13 protein-coding genes are annotated in these 18,099 nt (G+C 57.2%); 4 read left to right on the forward strand and 9 right to left on the reverse strand.

Annotated features, from left to right (window positions below):
• Positions 1-61 precede the first annotated feature (61 nt).
• Genes A0U92_RS11490 through A0U92_RS11500 form a run of 3 tightly spaced genes read left to right on the forward strand, consistent with a single transcriptional unit; the run spans position 62 to position 3,334 of the window.
• Positions 62-1,021: a LysR family transcriptional regulator gene (locus tag A0U92_RS11490; RefSeq protein ID WP_077813349.1), complete on the forward strand. Its 960-nt coding sequence runs from the start codon at positions 62-64 to the stop codon at positions 1,019-1,021.
• Positions 1,018-2,586 (forward strand): ABC transporter substrate-binding protein/permease, encoded by a 1,569-nt coding sequence (locus tag A0U92_RS11495; RefSeq protein WP_236748110.1) that lies wholly within the window; start codon positions 1,018-1,020, stop codon positions 2,584-2,586. The genes A0U92_RS11490 and A0U92_RS11495 overlap by 4 nt, the downstream gene beginning before the upstream one ends.
• Complete coding sequence (locus A0U92_RS11500) at positions 2,576-3,334, forward strand: amino acid ABC transporter ATP-binding protein (protein WP_077813350.1); 759 nt, start codon at positions 2,576-2,578, stop codon at positions 3,332-3,334. The genes A0U92_RS11495 and A0U92_RS11500 overlap by 11 nt, the downstream gene beginning before the upstream one ends.
• A 177-nt stretch (positions 3,335-3,511) precedes the next feature.
• Here A0U92_RS11500 and A0U92_RS11505 read toward each other — a convergent pair whose 3' ends face one another.
• On the reverse strand, positions 3,512-4,429 hold the full coding sequence (locus A0U92_RS11505) for a LysR family transcriptional regulator (RefSeq protein ID WP_077813351.1): 918 nt from the start codon (positions 4,427-4,429) through the stop codon (positions 3,512-3,514).
• Between the two features lie 230 nt (positions 4,430-4,659).
• On the opposite strand from A0U92_RS11505, the gene A0U92_RS11510 reads away from it, so the two are divergent.
• Positions 4,660-5,061, forward strand: coding sequence for a hypothetical protein (locus tag A0U92_RS11510; RefSeq protein ID WP_077813352.1), 402 nt, complete (start codon positions 4,660-4,662; stop codon positions 5,059-5,061).
• Between the two features lie 144 nt (positions 5,062-5,205).
• Here the strand turns inward: A0U92_RS11510 and argE are convergent, their stop codons facing one another.
• The 8 genes from argE to uca form a co-directional block, all read right to left on the reverse strand.
• Positions 5,206-6,366 (reverse strand): acetylornithine deacetylase, encoded by a 1,161-nt coding sequence (gene argE, locus A0U92_RS11515; protein ID WP_077813353.1) that lies wholly within the window; start codon positions 6,364-6,366, stop codon positions 5,206-5,208.
• A gap of 1 nt (position 6,367) precedes the next feature.
• Positions 6,368-7,981 (reverse strand): GMC family oxidoreductase, encoded by a 1,614-nt coding sequence (locus A0U92_RS11520; RefSeq protein WP_077813354.1) that lies wholly within the window; start codon positions 7,979-7,981, stop codon positions 6,368-6,370.
• Positions 7,981-9,375, reverse strand: coding sequence for a purine-cytosine permease family protein (locus tag A0U92_RS11525; protein WP_077813355.1), 1,395 nt, complete (start codon positions 9,373-9,375; stop codon positions 7,981-7,983). Before A0U92_RS11525 ends, A0U92_RS11520 begins: the two co-directional genes overlap by 1 nt.
• Before the next feature lie 121 nt (positions 9,376-9,496).
• A complete protein-coding gene (locus tag A0U92_RS11530; RefSeq protein WP_077813356.1) occupies positions 9,497-9,904 on the reverse strand; it encodes a RidA family protein in 408 nt (135 codons plus the stop codon).
• 376 nt (positions 9,905-10,280) lie between these two features.
• Complete coding sequence (locus A0U92_RS11535; protein WP_077813357.1) at positions 10,281-11,540, reverse strand: flavin-containing monooxygenase; 1,260 nt, start codon at positions 11,538-11,540, stop codon at positions 10,281-10,283.
• A gap of 115 nt (positions 11,541-11,655) precedes the next feature.
• On the reverse strand, positions 11,656-12,333 hold the full coding sequence (locus A0U92_RS11540; protein WP_077813358.1) for a DUF1028 domain-containing protein: 678 nt from the start codon (positions 12,331-12,333) through the stop codon (positions 11,656-11,658).
• Positions 12,334-12,707: 374 nt separating this feature from the next.
• The gene (gene atzF, locus A0U92_RS11545; protein ID WP_077813359.1) at positions 12,708-14,510 is read right to left on the reverse strand and encodes an allophanate hydrolase; all 1,803 of its coding nucleotides are present in this window, start codon (positions 14,508-14,510) and stop codon (positions 12,708-12,710) included.
• Between the two features lie 41 nt (positions 14,511-14,551).
• Positions 14,552-18,091 carry an urea carboxylase gene (uca, locus tag A0U92_RS11550; protein ID WP_077813360.1) on the reverse strand — a complete coding sequence of 1,180 codons (3,540 nt, stop codon included), beginning with the start codon at positions 18,089-18,091 and terminating at the stop codon, positions 14,552-14,554.
• Between the last annotated feature and the right edge of the window lie 8 nt (positions 18,092-18,099).

Raw genomic sequence — 18,099 nt, forward strand, 5'->3', positions numbered from 1 at the left:
GGTTGACCGCACAGCCCGAAATTTGTTTAAGTTTCGAAATGATATGGCGCCCATTCAATCTATGGAGGCCGACCTGAGCCGCATGTCGTCCAGTTTCCCCAACCGCACCACGGGCTTTCAAGGCCGGATAGCAGAGGTCGATCTGCGGCTTCTCAGGGTGTTCGCCGCCGTCGCCGAACATGGCGGCTTTGCTGCGGCAGAAATGGCGCTGGGCAAGAGCAAATCGGCTGTCAGCATCGACATTTCATCGCTTGAAAAAAGACTGAATACGACACTCTGCCATCGTGGCCGGAGCGGGTTTGCACTGACCCCGGCTGGTGAAAGCGTTCTGGACGCCACAAGAAAGCTGTTCGATGATATCGACAGCTTTCAGAAACGCCTTAACGAGGCCAGCGGCACGCTATCTGGACGTTTCCGGCTTTATCTGCCCGATACGATCCAGATTCATGGTGAAACCGTTCTGGTCAGGGCCATAGAAAGTTTCACCCTGCATTACCCCGACATTTATCTGGATGTGCGTTCGGCGACACCGCGCGAGGTCGAGTTTGCCGTACTCAACGGTTCCGCCACAATGGGCATCACACTTTATCCCCATCAGCGTCCGGAGATGCAGACGACGCCTCTGTTTCAGGAAACATCATCGCTCTATTGCGGACAACGCCATCCTTTTTTTTCCATGACGGACGAAGAAATTACGCGAGCTGATCTGACGGCAGCCCGTATGATCGAAGTCTCGGACGCCACCACTTCCCCGCGTTGGGATGAACTGCGCAGCGAGATGAACTTCTCTGCCGCAGCAGACAACATCGATTCCCGCACACTCCTGATTCTCTCCGGAGTGTACATCGGTTTTCTGCCGGACCTGTTTGCAGAGCCGTTGCTGCAGGAAGGTCACCTGCGCCGGATTGTGTTTGGCGGCCTCTCTCTGACCAACAGCTTTTATCTCCTCGCCCGTCCATCGCAGGAGAGTGAACCGATGACGGTTGCTTTCCGCTCCGTTCTCAATGAGGTCAGCCGGTGAAAATCCATTCTTTCATACACCGGTCGGCGTCACGCCTGATCGCCGCGGCGGCCCTGTTTGTGGCGGTATGCGCGCTTGCTCCCGCCGGACACGCCCAGAATACCGACGTACCGTCCTTTGCAGCAGCAGGCCATTTTACTGTCTGCACAGATCCCACACTTCCTCCAATGATCTTCGTGAATGGGCAGGACACGCGCGATGTCGCAGGATTCGACATTGATCTGGCTCGCGAACTCGGCCGCACATGGCATGCCGAACCGACCATTCTGACAATGGACTTTGAGGGCATGCTGCCCAGCCTGTCATCGCGCCGATGTGACATGGTGCTTAGCGGCGTCATGAAGCAGGCAGGTCGCGAAAAAAATTATGATGCCGTGGCTTATCTGGACTCATCCATTGTGGTCATTGCCCGCTCCGGCACCCCACGCATCACATCGCTGGACGATCTTTCCGGTCTGAGCGTCGCTGCGCAGTCCGGCACCAGCTATGCAACCCTTGTGGAAAAAACCAATCAGAAGCTCGTGCAATCGGGACGTGCGCCAATCAACCTTCAGCAGTATCCGGCAGAAGATCAGGTCGTGCAGCAGGTTCTGCTTGGCCGCGCCCATGCGCTGATCACCCAGGATGTCGAAGTTTATTACCGCCAGAAACAACTGGGCGGGAAAGTCACGATCATCCTGAAACCTGACAATCCTGACTTTCGGGAGTTCGGCGCCTATATCAGAAAAGATCCTCACAACAAGGAAGTCCTGTCACAAACAGTCGCCTCTCTGAAACAACAGGGGATTCTGGAAAATCTGAGCAGGAAATGGAACATCTCCAACGCACAGGAACAGGCGTTTACAGAGAAAGCCGCGCCATCATCATTCAATCCTGAAGTCTTCTTCTCCGCCCTGACATCCATGGCGTTCGTAAAAGGCGCCGCCCTGACACTGGTTGTTGCAGTGCTGTCTCACATGACCGCCATCGTCATCTCCATTCCGGTCGCCCTGAAACTCAACGGTCCCCGCTCTCCCGTGCGGATGCTGCTTTCCGCTTACGTCGCGGTCTTTCGCGGAGCGCCGACGCTTTTGCAGCTTCTGTTCATCTGGAACGCCCTGCCACAGTTCTTTCCGATCTTCCGGGAAAGCTGGTTCACACCGTTTCTGGCGACGTGGCTTTCCCTGTCTATCAATGAATCCGCCTATCAGGTGGAAATCAATCGCGCCGCCCTGCGGGCAGTCGATCAGGGACAGTTGGTCGCAGCCGACGCTCTGGGGATGAAACGTTCCCAGATCTATCGCCATGTCATCTTCCCGCAGGCACTCCGCATCGCTCTTCCGCCAACGATCAACGAGTTCATCAGCCTCCTGAAAACGACGTCACTCGCCTCGGTCATCTCGTTGCAGGAACTGCTGGCCGTGACACAGATTCAGGTAGCGCGCACGTTCGAATTCACGGAGTATTATTCAGCGGCCCTCGTCTATTATCTGGCGATGGTGTTCTTTTTCCTTTTCCTGCAGAAGCGGATTGAGCGTCGTTTCTCCTGGGCAGACCGCAACAAGGTGACCGACCATGGTCAGTGACACCCCACCGAACCCGGATATCCGGATCTCCATCCGTAATCTCAACAAGTTTTATGGAGAGTTTCTTGCGCTTGACCGCCTGAGTCTCGACATCGACAAAGGTGAGAAAATTGTCGTTCTTGGACCTTCAGGTTCGGGAAAATCGACTTTCATCCGCTGTTTCAACCGCATTGAACCTCATGACAGCGGCACACTGATGATCGACGGACAGATCATCGACGACAGGACGGATCTCGCCACGCTGCGTGGTCGTGTAGGAATGGTGTTCCAGAGCTATAATCTCTTTCCTCACCTGACTGTTCTCGATAACTGCACGCTTGCACCGCGTCTGGTGCGGAGCACTCCACGAGAGCAGGCAGAAGAAGAGGCGCGACGTTATCTGGCGCAGGTAGGTATTGGCGAGCAGGCGGGGAAGTATCCGATCCAGCTTTCCGGCGGTCAGCAGCAGCGTGTCGCTATCGCCCGCGCGCTGAGCATGAACCCCGAGATCATTCTCTTTGATGAACCGACCGCCGCTCTCGACCCGGAAGCCATCTCCGGGGTTGTCGCCATCATGGAAGATCTTGCGGCTCAGCAGATCACGACGATCTGCGTAACTCATGAAATGGGTTTTGCCCGCCGCATTGCAGATCGTATCGTGTTCATGGACAAAGGCAGCATTCTCGAAGTTGCGCCTCCACAGGAATTTTTCACGGCGCCACGCACGGAGCGCGCCCGGGCATTTCTTGATCAGATGATCCAGTTCTGAATCGGTTACCAAATACTCCGCGGGGGTGCCGTATGTTTTCAAAGATCGTTTCGTGAGAGGTTTCCTTTCGGTCTCCTCTCCCACGGCTGGAAAACAGACGTTACACGATGACTGATCTTCAGCCATTGTGATGATTGCTGATGATTGCTGATGATCCTGCTTTGATGATTGAGAGTTTCAGATTGTGCCAGGCAGATTCCGGTTGGAAAGAGTCTCAATGCACATATCGAGAAACGCTGAAACCCTCAGAGGGATTCGTTGACCGGTGACGGTAAAAAGCCCGTAGATGAGCGGGGCGCACTCATCTTCCAGTCCCAGATAAGCCAGTGGTTTACCGTCAAGCGCGTTCTGATTACGCGGACGAGCGTTTCCCAGCCCGAAACCCACACCCCGCGCCGCCAGACTACGAATCACGTCCATGCTGGGGTAATGACCCGCGATACGGGGAGTCACACCCGCTGAAGAGAAGAGCTGGAGGAAGTAGTCACGTGAGAAAGGCAGGTCGAGCAGGAGAAAAGGCTCATCCACAAGATCTTCCAGTCGAACATGATCGAGCCTTGCGAGAGGATGATCGACTGAGGTGAATACATAAGGCGGAAGAGCTGAAAGCGGCTGAAAGCTGATCTCCTGCGGCACGGGCATATTATAGCCGATCATGACCGAGACCTCGCCATCCCGCAGTTTCTCGGTCAGTTCTTCGTGATGGCCGGCAATGACACGCAGACGGGCTTCCGGATAGATTGCAGAAAAATTCTGGATCAGATCAGGAGCCAGCAGAGGAAAGAGCGTGGTCATACAGCCGACGATGACCTCACCCTGCACCCGTCCCAACATACCGTTGAGTGAACTGCCCAGTTCCTCCGCCTGAGAGAGAAGTCCGCGTGCTTCCTGCAACACCATGCGCCCTTCCGGTGTCAGCGATAATCCCTGCGCGTGATGACGAATGAAAAGCGACACGCCGAACACGCTTTCCAGATGCGCGATCGCCGCCGAGATGGCAGGCTGTGAGATAGGAATCTGGCGCGAGGCCTGCACGATGGACCCGGTTTCAGCCGTAGCGACGAAATATTCGATCTGTCGCAGGGAGAACTTCACTCTTGGCAGCTCCTCGGATATGGCGGTAAAGTCCGCTGTCCTGACGCATGGACTTTACCAGAAATCGCAGAAAAATGAATCTTTCAAATGCTAAAGACTTTCATCTTTCAAATTTTTCGCCATGATATCCTATAAATTTAATCCATTTTCTATAAATAAATCATAATGAATATTAATTTCATGTCAGTATAAACCTCCATCAAACACAGCTTCGATTGCAAGGTAAGTTTATGACGATATCCGAAGAAGAAGGCGCTTACGCAAATCGATATCTGCTTTTCGTCTACTGTCTGGACACGCTAGCACAAGATGCAATCGAGCAGTGCAGAATACTACAATATTACAATGTAGCATGGGAACTGAAAAATGACTCCCTGATTGATGGATATAACACTCTTTCTACAGGAGAAAAATATCTCACATCAGATCAGAAATACTTGATAAAAACGCTTCTTCAAAACATCGAAAATATCCCAGATGAAATTATAAATGCGACAAACACTCGGGAAAATCATCTAAAAACAATGAATGATCCTGTCTGGACTCCGCTCAGATTCGAAGCCCGTAAATTGCTGGATATTCTGGCGATGGAAACACAGCGCGTGCACAGACTGTTAAATATGGACCCCTGAATTTTTTGCGAGACCTGATGTGGCTTCATACGCATGACCCTTCACAATCGACATGCATAATCGACATGCATATACGTACAGATGGAGCTGCCACGCATGCCGAATTATGGGCATCAGTTTTTCCACTCGCTCTGAAATGATCTTTCAGGAACGAGACAGCATATCCGCAACCTGCTCCACAAATCGCACGCCATCCTGCAACTCTTCCGGCAGAATGAACTCATCCGCCTTGTGAGCGCGATCAATCGAACCGGGACCGCAGACAACAACCGGCATCCCCAGATATTCCCTGAACAGGCCACCTTCCGTTCCAAAACCGATGCGTGAGGGGGCGTTATCACCTGTAATTCGCATGATCTCGTGCAAAAACGAAGCGCTGTCAGATGTATGCAGACCGGGATAGGTGTTCAGCGTCTCGATCTCGATACGGGCATGTCGTCGTTCCGCACACAGACGGTCCGCCACCGCACGCAACCGGTCAAGCAGAGGCTGCGGATCAACGCCGGGCAGCAGACGCATCTCAAACTGGACCTCGCACTGATCCGGCACGATGTTGAGCGCCACGCCGCCCCTGATCAGGCCGACCTGTAGAGTGCTGTAAGGCACTTCATACTGCGCATCCTGAACGCCAGTCTCTTTCAGTTCCTCCTGCAAGGATTCAATGGCTTTCACCATCTCCGTCGCCAGACCGATGGCGTTGCAGCCCCGAGAGGGATTGGCTGAATGCGCAGCCAGCCCATGACAGACAATGCGCGCGGCAAGCTTGCCCTTGTGGCCCGAAACAGCGCGTAGACCTGTCGGCTCTCCAATAACGCAGCCACGCGCCTGAAAACCACGGGCGGCCAGATCGTGCAGCATCGAATGCACACCCACACACCCAATTTCCTCGTCATAGGAGATGGCCAGATGCAAGGGGGCGCTCAGTCCGGATTGACTGGCAGCATACCGCGCCGCCACAAGCATACAGGCTAGAAATCCCTTCATGTCGCTGCTGCCACGTCCGTAAAGCTTTCCATCCCGTTCGGTCAGGACAAAGGGATCAGTCGTCCACGGCTGTCCCTCCACCGGCACCACATCGCTATGGGCCGACAGCACGATACCGTCCGGCGTATCCGGTCCGATGCTGGCGAACAGATTGAAACGCCCGTCTTCCCTGCCCGGCACGCGGTGACACCGTGCGCCGAGACCTTGCAGGAATGCTTCCACCCAGTCGATCAGCTCCACATTTTTCGTGCGACATACAGTGGGAAACGCAATCAGACGTTCCAGAATCGCACGGACGGACAGCTCATACGGACTGGTCATGTCAGAGCTCCGAGAGGATCATGTCAGAGGCCTTGTCACCGATCATCATCGTCGGCGCATTGGTGTTACCGCTGACGAGTGTCGGCATGATGGAGGTATCGGCCACACGCAGCCCTTTCAGCCCGCGCACCTTTAGTTCTGGTGTGACCACACTGTCCGCATCCGATCCCATGCGACAGGTGCCGGAAGGATGAAACACGGTGCTGGCGGAGGCACGGAGATACTCCATCAATTGAGTATCTGTTTCGAGATCGGCGGTGGGAGCCATTTCCTTGCCCCGAATGGCATCGAACGACGACGCCCGAAGGATGCGGCGGGCAAGCTTCACCCCTTCCAGCAATACGAGCGCATCGCGTTCATCAGAGAGGAAATTGAAGTCGATCTCGGGGTTACGGCTGCCATCCTGAGCCAGGCGGATGCTGCCCCGGCTTTTGGGGCGCAACACGCAGGTGTGCAGCGCAAAACCGTGTCCCCACTCGAACAGGCGTCCCCGATGGCTGCGATACCCCGGCACGAAATGGAACTGCACATCCGGCACACCTTCGGCGTAACGGGTAGAGGCGAAACCTCCGGCCTCCACGTAGTTCGTTGTCAACCAGCCTTTGCCACGCAGCAGAAACCGCAAGGGAGCTGGCAGCACGGAGCCGAGGGAGGATCGCGAGAACCCAAGAGTGCTGGCTGAGTCCGAGCGGATGGTCACCAGCCCGTCGATATGGTCCTGAAGATTGCGGCCCACTTCCGGCAGATCGCTCACCACAGGGACACCGGATTGCAGCAGTTCCTTCGCACGACCAATGCCTGACGACATGAGGAGATGCGGCGAACCGATGGCGCCAGCCGAAAGGATGGTTTCCCTGTGCGCCCGCAGGACGTGGAACTGACCATTGCGTTCTATGGTGACGCCCTGTACCTCCCGCCCGTCGGTCACGAGAGAAGCCACACGACATCCTGTCAGCACATGCAGGTTCGGACGTGACCGCACCGGAGCGACAAAAGCGCGGTAGGCGCTAAGTCGTTTTCCATCTTTCTGTGTGACGTCATAGATGCCGACGCCCTCAAGCCGGGCTCCGTTGAAGTCGGTGTTTTCCTTCAGTCCCACTTCTTCTGCGGCCCTGATGAACAGGCGCGACACGTCGAGCGGATCACGTGGCTGATCCACCATCAGTTCACCGCCCGTGCCGTGAAAATGCGGGTCTTGGTGCAGACGGTTATCTTCCTCGCGCATGAAATATTTCAGCACGGAGTCATAGCCCCAGCCGGTGCAGCCCATAGCCTCCCAGCCGTCATAATCCGTGCGCGCGCCACGGATGTAGATCATGCTGTTCATCGAGGAAGAGCCGCCCAGCATCCGGCCACGCGGCACATGGACGCGACGGTTGTCGAGATGCGTCTGCGGCGTTGAGTAATACTGGTAGGTATATTTTCGACTTTTGTAGAGCGAGATAGTGCCGGCTGGGACATGGATGCGCGGCGTGCTGTCGGGACCACCCGCTTCCAGCAGCGCCACACGCAGAGTGCCGCGCGCGCTCAGCCGGTTGGCGAGCACACAGCCCGCCGCGCCGCCGCCCACAACAATGAAGTCGTAGTCTGTTGGGAAATCGTTCTGTGCGGTCATCAGTCAGCTCCACTCATGACAGGCTGGGTGTGACGTTCGTTGCGCATCATCCAGACATAGAACACCGTCACGACAACCAGCCCCACGATCCAGGAAATATCGGCGCCACCAAGCATGTTCGCGACAGGCCCGGTGTAGAGACCGTTCGAGACGAAGGGAATCTGGATCAGAATGCCGAAGACGTAGGCGATCAGAGCGGGCCAGCAGTAGCGGCCATAGATGCCGCCATCGGCGCGGAAGAAGGAAGGAACGTCATACTCGCCATGCCGGATCAGATAGAAATCGGCCAGATTGATGGCGGTCCAGGGAACCATCACATAGAGCAGTAGCAGAATGAAGTTGGTGTATTCTTCCATGAAGTTCGCTTCTGCGCCGAGGGCGATCAGCAGTGAGAGGCTGGCCAGAACGATGGCTGTGCCCGCACGTCCGACATGTGTCGCTTTCCATGAAGGAATGATGGTCTGCACGACCGTGATGGCGGAAAGCGCGCCGCAATAGAGGTTCATCGCGTTGGTGGACGCGATGCCCAGCGACAGTACGGGTACGATGAACAGCGCCAGCGGACCGACCTGAGTGGTCAGCGTCGCCACCACATCGCCGCCTCCCGCGATCACGCCGAGCAGGCCACCGAGGATCATCGGGAAAACCGAGCCCAGCACGCAGCCCCAGTAACTCGCCATGAACGCCTGACGGCTTCCGGTGCCGGGCGGCAGATAACGCGAATAGTCCGAAACGTAGGGCGCGTAGGCGATCTGCCAGAGCGCCGCCGTGGACAGGCCGCCGAGGAAGCCTGACATGGTGAACGTGCCATGCGACAGCGTTGCGGACGAAACGCCGTTCACACAGAGTATCCACACGAAACACAGCGCCAGAGCGATGCCGGACACCACCGTCATCAGTCGGGTATAGGCGTGAATCAGGTCATGGCCGTAGATCGTCGCGACGAGACTGACGAGGCCAAGCAGGATGACGCAGGCCTTTTCCGGAAGGAACGTCACCACCGTATGCAGGGACTCACCACCCAGCACGAGGTTGGAGGCGAAGAAGCCGACATACATCACAACCACCAGACAGATGACCGCCATCGCTCCCATGGAACCGAACTGGCCGCGCGTCTGCACCATCTGCGGCACGCCGAGCTGCGGTCCCTGCGCGGCGTGAAGCGCCATGAACAGACCACCGATCATGTTGCCCAGCACCGCCGAAAGCAGAGCGGGCCAGAACGGCAGGCCGAACACCGTGGTCGCCAGCGCACCCGTGATGATGGTCAGCATCATGATGTTGGAGCCGAACCACACTGTGAACAGATCGCGCGGGCGTCCGTGCCGCTGGTCGAGCGGGATCTGGTAAATAGTATGGGCCTCTGGGCCTCGTGCCGTCGCAGCGTCTGTCATGGGGGCGGTTCCTTCCTCTGGCATCAGGCGTGTGTCCGTGGGAATTTTGTGTCGAAATCGTAATATTGAGAGCCAGAAAAACCCCGCCGACGCCTATGGCCTGACGGGGTTTGTTATCAGATCATTCCCGTTCGGCGATCACATCGACCTCGATCAGCCATTCCGGACGGGCGAGGGCCACGACCACAAGGCCGGTGAACACCGGAAAGACGCCCTTGAGGCGACGGCCCAGCACACGATAGGTCGCCTCGCGATGACGAATATCCGTGAGATAGACGGTAACCTTGCAGATATCGGTCAGCTTGCCACCTGCTTCGGTCATCAGCAGTTCGATGTTGTCCATTACCTTCTCGGCCTGCGCGATCGGGTCGCCCACGCCGACATTCTCGCGCGTGTCGAGATCCTGCGGCACCTGCCCGCGCAGATAGATCGTGTTGCGCGTGATGACGGCCTGGCAGAGATCGTTGTCGAGCGCCTGCTCGGGGTAGGTGTCCTTCGTATTGAAGGGGCGAAGACGGATATGGGCCATGGTCTTTATCTCCCTGTAAGGGCTGGTGCGGCTCGATAGCGGCCTGTCATGCACCGCTGCGGATGGTCCTGCGCGAACGGGGACGGTTTGGCGCCGGAAACACTGGCGGGTTTTCAGCTTGCTTCCCGCATGATCCTGTTGCGAGTGTGGAACGATTTTGACTTTCAGAAAAAGAAGTTATTTCTGACGTTTTGCCTCGGTTAATCTGATGCACCCGCTACCGAACGGCTTTCATCGCAGTAGCCTTCTTAAAGCTGCCCACAAGCGCACCGTTCGGGATCGGAAAGAGACGATCAGGACACTCCAGCACTCAGTCTGACAGATATTTCTGACAGCAGGGTATCGGCACATTCCATTTCACATGAATGATTTTTCATCATGCTTCTCCGTGTTCCGGACGATAGGCCATGTAGCTACGCTGCTTGGCGATATGATCCGCAACATATTTCGCGTCATGCCACACACCCCAGATGAAGGACGAGCCACGGCGTGTCTGCCAGGGCAGACCCAGAAAATAGATGCCCGGTTCAGAGGACACACCGCGCTGATGATGGGGACGACCGTTCTCGTCCAGCGCCTCCACTTTCAGCCAGCTGTAATCCACACCGAATCCGGTCGCCCAGATGATTGTGGTGATCCCGGCTTTTTTCAGATCCAACTCAAGCTGGGGATGCTTCACGCATTCCGGCTCAGGGAGAAAATCGCGCGCGGACGGTTCTTCCGGCAGGTCCAGACCGTTGCGGGTGACATAAGCATCCGCCTCCCCGAGAAGGGACAGATAGTTGGCATCCCCTTTCGCAATGTTTTCAGCAAGGTCAGGAGCGAATGTCAGTTTGCCGTCCGAGAAATTTTCGGTGCGCCCAAGCAGTGTCATGCCTTCTGAGGCAAAGCGTCGGAAATCAACGGTGTGACCACCATTAGCGCCACTGACGGCAATCGTCGTATGTTCCACACCCGGTGTCGCTTCGGCATCCCATTTGTTGAGAACACCCAGCCACCACACAAAATCGCGACCCCGATAGCTGCGAGGTGGACGGTCATGCGGACCCACGGAAAGATAAACCTTTCGACCGCTGCGCATCAGCTCCTCGGCAATCTGCACACCGGAAGAACCTGCTCCGATGACAAGCACCGCACCTTCGGGAATCTGGTCCGGGTTGCGATAAGTGGACGAGTGAATCTGGGTCAGCCCCTCACTCTCCGGCACCACTGGCGGAATGACCGGAATCTGGAAAGGGCCGGTTGCTGCAACGACAGATTCGGCTTCGATCGCGCCTTCTGAGGTCTCGATATGAAAGCCGGTCTCTCCCTGCTTACGGCGCACATCTCTGACTTCCACGCCACAACGGACGGGAGCCTCGATCTTCTGTGCGTAAGCCGCGAGATAGTCGGCCACCCTTTCCTTGGGAACAAAATCGTCCGGACCATCTTCAGAAAAGTCGAGACCCGGAAAGCGGTCGTGCCATGCCGGTCCATTCGCGACGAGAGAATCCCAGCGACAGCTGCGCCAGCGTTCAGCCACCCGGTTCCGCTCCAGCACGATATGCGGGATGCCGTAGCTGCGCAGATGTTCGCTCATGGCGATACCGGCCTGACCGGCTCCTACCACAAGGACTTCGGTTTTCTCGACAGACATGGCTGTCTCCTTGATTCATGACCGCAGCCGAATGCGGCATAATGATTTGATATCGAAACCAATAGATGTGAATGACAGTCGCTTCTGCCGGAATGCGCCTCAGTCGGCGAAGAGCTTATTCGTCGCCGGGAACGCCGTAAGACGGAGCGGCTTCCGGGTTGAGACAACGTGTGACGTAATCATGCATCTGCGGTTTCCACACGGACCACAATGTTGCCAGACGTCCAATCGGGTCATCCTCCCAATCCACCCGCAGATCGGCTAGAGGCCATGCTTCCCGATCAACCACCAGCATCCCGGCGGAGCGCACGGGACCGGCTTCTCCGCCCGCATGCAGCCCTGCCTGCATGGCCAGCACCACACGCTGTCCGAGTTCCAGACCTGAGCCGGACTGCTCGAAGCTGCGCACGATGGTTTCCGGCACTTCCGCCGAGGCAAGAAGATTGCCGGCAGACACCACGTTCATCCCTTCGGCCTGTGCATTGATTCCAAGGGATTTCTCACCCGACCACAGAGCGGTGCGGCCTTCGCGATCGATCAGGGTCATCTGGCGATAGGACGCAAACGTGCAGGTGCGGGCGATAATGTCACGAGCCTCCCCGGCTGACGCACCGGCCTGCATGAGATCGAGCGCCCACGGGCCAAGGCGTGGATCTGTCACGTTCTGCGTGGTGACCGCCCCTACACCGGCTCGGGCGAAAGCGCAGCGGGCAGCCACGGCAGGCGAGGATGACGACACGGCGACGGCGAACTGGCCGGTACGGGAACAGCGCGCAACGAGTGAAAAGGTCATGGCTTCGATGTCTCTCCGCAGTAAAACCCTGTCAGCCAACTAACGAATTCTGACTGTATGCAGAAGCTAACATCTCTGTTCTGGTATCGTAACAAGGACTTTCAGAGGCGCAGCTTCCGTTTTCCTGAGGCTGGAATTGTTTAAGGATCAGGGAAACCGACATCAGACATGATGGAAGTTGGTGCGGTGCGTAAAACCGTCAGTCAAAACCGCGGGGCTGGAGAGTCCTTTCCTCCCCTTCTTCTATAAAAGCCATTATTTCATCATCAGTAAAAACGAAAAGAGGCAGCCCGTTAATCCCGGCGCTGCCCCCTTCAACCACCTTCAGGAAGACAGAGCGCAATGTCCCTGCCCTGCCGGAATGACAGTATTTTTCACTTCTTCTGCATGTAGGAACGCCAGCCGCCAGTCGCAGTAATGTCCGTGCCGCTACGGGCAACAGCTTCGCTACAAAGGAAACCACAGACTTCCTTACCGTTCGCAAGCGTGATGCGCCCGATAGACATCGGCTGCGGAACGGAAGCGACAAACCGCCCGAAACCTGCCGCATCCAGTTCATACACTTCGACTTCGAGTCCAGCGCCTGCAAAGCCTCGCTCACGCACAAGACCCGGCTTTGGCGGTGTCGCATCAGGCAGCGCAAACAGCCTGTAATCGGATGCCGTCAGCGTTGTCTCCCGCAGAACGGCCTGCTCCTTTTCAAGCTGCCAGTGCAATGGGAAACCTTTCAGATGCGCCCCGACGACAGCCAGAAGCACGCGTCCAGAGGATGAGGCATCCTGCCCTGTCGCAGCCTCGGGCTTCTCATTGCGCGCAACGCCGATACCTTCGCCCAGAGCCTCATGAAAACGTCCGGCCAGAGCGGCCAGATCCTCATCAGTAAAGGCTGGTGAGACGAACGTCACACCAAAGGGCAGGCCGTCGGGCGCAAAACCGGCAGGCACGGCACACGCCGCCATATCCAGCAGATTCACGAAATTGGTGTACGCGCCAAGCAGGCTGTTGGCTGCGATGGGCTGTTCGACAACTTCCTGTTTCGTGACGATACGGGGCGCGGTCGGCAGGAGCATGACATCGAACTTATCCCACATCCGCTGTGCAATCTGCTGTAACGCATGCTGGCGATAGATGCCGTCGAACACATCTGTCGCTGTATAGTTTGCAGCTCCATCAAGGATAGTTCCAACAGTCGGGTCCATATCCGTGCGATTGGAATTATAAAAATCCTTTATCGCAGCCAGACGCTCCACCACGAAGGGACCGCTATAGAGTAGCGCCGCCGTTTCCTTCAGAGGTGCAAAATCCAGCTCGACAGGCGCGCCTCCAAGCTGCTCAAGGCGCTTTATGGCCTGCTCATAAAGCGCGGCGTTGGCTTCGTTACCATCAAAAAAGCGATCTTCTGCCGACAGAACAGCGAAGCGGAATGTTGCAAGCGGCAGCGAACGTGGCGAGAGGGACCGCGAGAAAGGAGCACGCGCATCCGCAGCGCCGGCTATCCGCTCAACTTCCCATGCATCAGATGTCGATCCTGCAAAAACAGAGATGCAGTCTAGAGATTCACATGCCGGAACAAGACCATAGGTGCTGAGAACGCCTCTCGACGGCTTGAGACCGACGATGTTGTTGAATGCAGCAGGAACGCGGCCTGATCCCGCCGTATCCGTTCCGAGTGAAAATGATACAAGTCCGGCCGCCACGGCCACAGCAGAGCCGGAGCTTGAACCACCCGAAACATAGTCCGCGTTGAACACACAGTGCGGCTGGCCATAGGGCGAGCGCATCCCGACAAGTCCTGTGGCGAACTGATCAAGATTGGTCTTGCCGATGACAATGGCTCCGGCTGCTTCCAGCCGCTTGATCACTTCAGCGCTTTCAGTCGGTTCATAGGCAAAAGCAGGACAGGCCGCTGTCGTCGGCAGACCGGCGACATCAATATTATCCTTTACCGCAAACGGAACACCGTAAAGCGGCAGATCAGCCGCGGGCAGCTTTTCCAGTTCAGCCGCACGAGCCAGAAGCCGCTCCATTGGCACGCGACAGATCCAGACTGCCGGGTCCTTGGCCGCGTAGGCCTCAATGCGCGCAGAAACTTCCCGCACGATGTCTGTGGGTGTCAGCGTTCCGGCGCGACAGGCGGAAAGCAGGGATGTTATCTGCAACATGTTCGGGAGGGTCATGATGTTTTCCTGTTCTGTCAGCGTCGGATTGTTCGTGAAAGTCAGTCTGTGCGCACAACCATGATGCGTTCGCCGCCACGCACTTCCCGCCCCTTGCGGCAGAGAATATCCATGATCACGCCGGTTGCAGGCGAGACGATTTTCATCTCGGTCTTCATGGATTCAATGATGGCGACAGTGTCTCCCACTTTCACAGGGTCGCCCACATTGACGGGAAGCTGCCACACGCTGCCGGGCACCGGGCTGTCCACACCCATATGACCTTCGGGAAGAAGGGACTCATCAGCCTGATTATCGTTCGTTTCTTCCTCGAACGTGTCAAGACCTTTCGAAATCCAGTCCTGTCGCTCGGCCTCAAAGGCGGCCTGCTGCCGGCTCCGGGCAGCTTCGATCTCGTCCTTGTTCGCCTCAAGAAAAGCACGATAGTCCCGCAGACTGAACTGCGTTTCCTCGATTTTCACGGAGAAGCGGCCATACGGAAAAGCGGCACGCGCCTCCATCAACTCGTCGTGCGAGACGGGATAGAAACGGATCTGATCGAAAAACCTGAGAAGCCATGGCTTACCTTCATGGAACACATCCGTTGTGCGCCATGTATTCCAGACCTGCGTGGTACGGCCGAAAAGCTGATAACCGCCCGGCCCTTCCATGCCGTAGATGCACATATAGCTGCCGCCAATGCCCACCACATTGTCAGGCGTCCATGTGCGGGCCGGATTGTATTTGGTCGTCACCAGTCGGTGACGCGGGTCAATCGGGGTGGCGACAGGCGCGCCGAGATAGACATCGCCCAAACCCAGAACGAGATAGGAGGCGTCAAAGATAATGTCTTTGACTGCGTCAATGGAAGGCAGTCCGTTGATGCGGCGGATGAACTCGATATTGGACGGGCACCATGGCGCGTTGGGACGCACAAGCTCCTGATAACGCTGCATGGCCAGTTGCGCCTGCTCGTCATCCCATGAGACGGGGAGATGCACGATACGGCTGGGCACCACGATATCGTCGTCGCCTGATGGGAGCGCCTGCTCGATGCCGTGCAGGATTTCCAGAAGTGCGGAAAGACTGATGACATCGGGATTGTAATGAACCTGAAGCGACCGGATGCCGGGGGTAAGGTCAATGATGCCGTTCACAGCTTCGGTTTTCAGGCGCTCCAGCACAAGCTGGGCACGCAGACGCAGCGTCACATCCAGTTCAGGAGGACCGAATTCGAGCAGCAGATAACTGTCGCCCGCACGACGATACACGACCGGAATTTCACCTTCCGAACGGAACAGGATGGGACTGTCGCTTGTCACTGGGGCGCTCAGGAATGGCAGATTCAGCGGCTCAGGCTGCACGCGACGAAAGCGTACCGTGTCGCCCGGATGAAGCTGGCCCATTTTCCACAGCTCATCGCGGGTAAGCACGGCCGGACAGACAAAACCGCCCAGGCTCGGGCCATCAGGCCCCAGCAGGATCGGCATGTCGCCGGTAAAATCAATGGCGCCGATGGCGTAGGCATTATCGTGAATGTTGGAAGGATGCAGTCCCGCCTCGCCACCGTCCGTGCGCGCCCAGCGCGGCTTCGGTCCGATCAGGCGCACGCCCGTACGGGCGCTGTTGAAGTGAACCTCATATTCGCTGGAAAACAGCTCGGCGATATCCTCGTCACGGAAGAAATCCGGTGCGCCATGCGGGCCATACAGAACGCCCAGTTCCCATGTCCGCGTCAACGCCGGACGGTCTTCGACAGGAATCGTGATGGTCGGAGGCGCATCCGCCAGCGGCGCAGCAAGTCTCAGAACATCGCCGGTACGCAACTGTCCGGTCGCATGACCACCGAACTGACCGAGCATGAAGGTCGAGCGCGATCCGAGATAAAGCGGCGCATCAATGCCGCCACGAATGGCGAGGTAGGTGCGATGCCCTGTCCCCTTGATCTGCCCCAGCGACAGAACCTGCCCGGCCTGCACCTCGATCGGCTCCCAGTAAGGGATTTCCTTGCCATCCAGTGTCGCGGGCATGAACGCCCCGGCAAGGCCGATGGTAGCAGGCGCATTGAAACGAAGGACCGGACCGGAAACCGTGAATTCCAGAGCCGCCACACCTTCCGCATTGCCGACAATGCGATTGGCGAGCCGGAAGCTGCGATCGTCCATCGGGCCATTGGGGGGCACACCCACGTCCCAGTAACCGATCCGTCCCGGCCAGTCCTGCACAGTGGACTGAAGACCCGGCGCGATGACCTCGATTGTGGTGGGTGTATAAGCAAAACTGTTGAGCAGGCCGGTAAAAACCTCTCCGGCCAGAACCGCAGGCGCTGCGGTGATGGCGCGCAGATAATCGAGATTGCTTTCCAGACCGCCGATGCGTGTCGCTGTCAGTGCTTCATTGAGGTTATGAAAGGCTTCTTCCCGCGTGGCGCCCCGTGCGATGACCTTGGCCAGCATCGGATCGTAATAGGGTGTCACTTCCGTGCCGGTCTCGATCCATCCATCCACGCGCACATTGGCCGGGAACTGCACTTCGGTCAGACGACCCGTTGAAGGACGGAAATTTTCCGCCGGGTTCTCGGCATACACGCGAGCTTCCACGGCTGCGCCCTGCGGGATCAGACTATCCTGTGATGGCAGGACCAGACTGCCATCCGCCTGACGCACCATCCACTCAACAAGATCGATTCCGAACACTTCCTCGGTGACACAGTGCTCGACCTGAAGGCGTGTGTTCACCTCAAGGAAATAGAACTCGCCGCTTTCGGTGTCGTAGATGAACTCTACCGTTCCCGCAGATTCATACGCGACTGCGGAACACAGGGCGCGGGCGGCTTCACGCAATCCCTTGCGTGTCGTCTCCGACAGGCCGGGGGCAGGTGTTTCTTCGATTACTTTCTGGTTGCGGCGCTGAAGAGAGCAGTCCCGTTCGCCCAGTGTGAGAATGTTGCCTTTGCCATCACCAAAGATCTGCACTTCGACATGACGGGCGAAGGCAATGAATTTTTCAAGAAAGACGCGGGCGTCACCAAAGTTGTTGCCGCCCATGCGGGACACTGCGGCAAAACAGTCACGCAGTTCGGCTTCGTTGTGACAGACCTGCATGCCGATGCCGCCACCGCCAGCAGTACTCTTGAGCATGACCGGATAGCCGATGCGCTGAGCCTCGACCGCGGCCTCATCGGCTGTGCCGAGAATATCGGACCCCGGCAGCAGCGGCACATTGTTCTGTTTGGCCAGATCGCGTGCGGTATGTTTGAGGCCGAACGCCCGCATATGCTCCGGACGCGGCCCCATGAAACGGATGCCTCGTTCAGCCAGCTTTTCAGCAAACTCGGCCCGTTCACTGAGAAAACCATAACCTGGGTGAACAGCCTGCACCCCTGTTCTGGCGCAGGCGTCCAGAATCGCATCCATGTTCAGATAGCTGTCTGTCACCGCCGCCGGGCCGATCAGCACGGCCTCATCCGCCTCCAGAACGGGAGGCGTAAAGCGGTCCGCTTCCGAACACACGGCGACGGACGCGATATTCATGTGCCGGAGCGTACGGCTGACACGCCGGACAATTTCTCCACGATTGGCGATGAGAACCTTACTGAACATGACTGGAC

This window comes from Acetobacter aceti (genome assembly GCF_002005445.1).
Lineage (GTDB): Bacteria > Pseudomonadota > Alphaproteobacteria > Acetobacterales > Acetobacteraceae > Acetobacter > Acetobacter aceti_B.